At 73.5% G+C, this 2,741-nt stretch carries 2 protein-coding genes and 1 pseudogene; all 3 read right to left on the reverse strand.

Features of this window, described 5'->3' with window-relative positions; genetic code table 11:
• A pseudogene (locus tag ACYVE9_RS21825) lies at positions 1 to 354 on the reverse strand (hypothetical protein); the annotation flags it as partial.
• 91 nt (positions 355 to 445) lie between these two features.
• Positions 446 to 1,438: a glutamate ABC transporter substrate-binding protein gene (locus ACYVE9_RS21830; RefSeq protein ID WP_461029590.1), complete on the reverse strand. Its 993-nt coding sequence runs from the start codon at positions 1,436 to 1,438 to the stop codon at positions 446 to 448.
• A 14-nt stretch (positions 1,439 to 1,452) separates the two neighbouring features.
• On the reverse strand, positions 1,453 to 2,741 hold a 1,289-nt coding region (locus ACYVE9_RS21835), incomplete at its 5' end, for a hypothetical protein (RefSeq protein ID WP_461029591.1).

Here is a 2,741-nt window from a genome sequence, read left to right on the forward strand (position 1 = left end):
GCCGGGCTGCCCGGCGGCCATCGTCACCCCGGAGCCGCGCAGCAGCTCGGTCAGTCGCGCGAGGTCCTCGCGGCTCGGCCAGCGGCGTTCGCCGCGCAGCTCGCGGGCCGCGGAGAGTGCCGCCGTGTAGTGGTCGAACTGCGTCCACAGCAGCGTGATGGCCTGCTCCGCGGAGGCCCAGCGGTGCTTGGTGGTACCGGTGAGTTCGGCACCCTCCAGCAGCCGGCGCCCGGCGTGGTCCTGGAGCGCGAGCAGTGACGACTCGATCGCCTCGTGCTCCGCGCCGAGCCGTGCCAGTGCACGGTCGACGTCCTCCCGGCTCATCACCGGACCGCTGGACCCGACGGACCCCATCGATCACCTCGCTGCTCTCGTTGTGCGCTGTCCGGCCGCCGCTGCGGCGCCCCGGTGTGCGGTGTGCGGGCGGTCGCGCCCGCCACCGCGGTCAGTCCCGGTACTTCGGCGTCGGGGGACGCGGGTCGTCCACGGCCATGCCCTCGGCCAGCCACCTGTCGTAGGAGGTCCGCCACGGGCTGGCACGGCCGCCCTCGCGGAAGTCGTCGAGGACCTGGTTGACACGCCGCACGAGGTCCGTGTCGTCGAGGTTCATGGCCACACCGTACGACTCCCTGGTGAAGGGCTCTCCCACCAACCGGACCGAGGGATCCTGCGCGGCCTGTCCGGCGGCCAGCGCGTTGTCCGTGACGACGGCCTCGACCTCGCCGAGTTGCAGCCGCACCAGGCAGTCCAGTTGGTTGGCCACGGTGACGACCTCCGCACCATGCCCCTCCCTGCGCAGTACCGCCTCCCCGGTGGAGCCCTTCGCCGTGCACACCTTCCTGCCCTTGAGGGAGGCGTCGTACCCCTCGATCCGCGACCTGCGGGGGGCCAGCACCTGCTGCCCGGCCTCGAAGTAGGACGTGGAGAAAGCCACTTCCCTCCGCCGCTCGCAGTTGACGGTCATCGTGCGCACCACCATGTCGACCTCGCGTGCGGTGATGGCGGGGATGCGCTGGTCGGTGGGGATCGTCTTGTAGACGACCTTGGCCTGCGGGCCCAGCAGGTCCCGGGCGATCGCCTCGACCAGGTCGATGTCGAAGCCGTCGATCTCGCCGGTGTGCGGGTCGCGGTAGCCCCACAGGTAGCTGTTCTGGTCGACGCCGACGACGAGCTGCCTGCGCTCGCGGATGCGTTTCACCGCGGGCCCCGCCTCACCCGACGGCCGCAGGCTCGCGGCCGGGTCCTCGCCGTCCTCGCACCTCTCCTCGACGGGGGCGGGCGCGGCAGGTCGTGCCGCGCGGTCCCCGGGGCGCCGGGTGTCCGGCGCCGAGTGCTCGGTGCCGGTGTACGACAGCAGCGTGGAGGCCAGTACGACGAGGACCAGGGCGAGCCCGGCCAGCGCGATGACGACGAACCTGCGATCCGCTGTGCGTACCATGCCCGTTGCCCCCGTCACCGGTACTCCGACAGTCTGCGTCCGATGCCGCCGACCACGCCGGCGGCCCCCAGCAGCACGGCCGCCCCGGCGCCGACGGCCAGCCCGGTGAGAGCCGCGCGTCCCGCGGAGGCCGAGGCCCTGAACTGGCGCTGCTCGTGGGCGATGGCCTCCCGCAGTCCTGCGTCCACCTTGTCGAACGTCTCCCCGGTGGTGCCCGTGGAGCTGATGACGAGGGCCACCGCCGTGCTGTACTCGCCGTCGTTCTCGTACCGGCGCACCTCGCCGTGCCGGTACTGCCAGAAGCCGGCGTTCCGCTGCGCCGAACGGACGGGCAGCCGGCCCTCCTCGTCGGTGGCCAGCCGCATCGCCTCGTCCAGCAGGCCGCCGTCGGCGGCCTCCGGGTCGGGTCCGGCCAGCTTGCGCATGCTCTTCCGGTACGACTGCTCGTAGCCGGACCCGGCGCCCCGCGCCACCAGCGTCATGCCCTCGTCACCGCGGGCCTCCAGGGCCGCGACCAGCGCCTCGTTGAGCACGTGCAGCGAGCGGGCGGCGTCCCGGTCGGACGCGTCCAGCTGGGCCCGCGCGACGGCGTGGCCGCCGGCCAGCCACAGCACCAGCACCCCCACGGCGGCGGTCGCCGCGAGCAGCCCGCGGTTGAACACCCGGTTGGTGCGCAGGTAGTGCCGGCGCTGGACTCGGACCAGCACGGCCAGCAGCAGCACGCCGAGCGCGAGCGCCGCCCACGGCCAGGACCTGGCGTCCTGGTGGTCGCGCCGCAGTTGGGCCGACTCCGCCTCGTACAGCGTGCGTGCGGCCGGCAGCAGTGTGCCGCGCATATGGTCGTTGGCGTACCGCAGATAGGCGCCGCCGATCGGCAGCCCCTGCCGGTTGTTGGCTCGTGCGGACTCGACCAGCCCCGTGTAGACCGGGAGTTCCTCGTTGAGCACGGCCAGCTGCTTCCGGGCGGCGGCCGACCCCTCGCTGTTGCCGGCCGCCTTGGTGATCAGCCGGGAAGCGGTCCTGATGTCGTTCTCGTAGCGGCGGCGCACCTCGTCGGACTCGTTGTCGCCGGCCAGGAAGCCGCTGGCCGCGGTGGTGTTGGCGTCGGCGAGCGAGCGGTGGATGTACGCGGCGTCGGCGCTCAGCGGCTGACTGCGGTGGATGACCGCGTCGGCGTCCGCCGCCCGGTCCGTCACCTGCCACGCCGTGACCGCGCCGAAGGCGAGCAGCAGCGCCACCAGCGCGGCGCCGATCAGCCGCAGCCGTCCCGGCTCGGTGACGGCGGCCGCCCGGAGCCGGTCCA

The sequence above is a fragment of the Streptomyces sparsus genome (assembly GCF_054776295.1).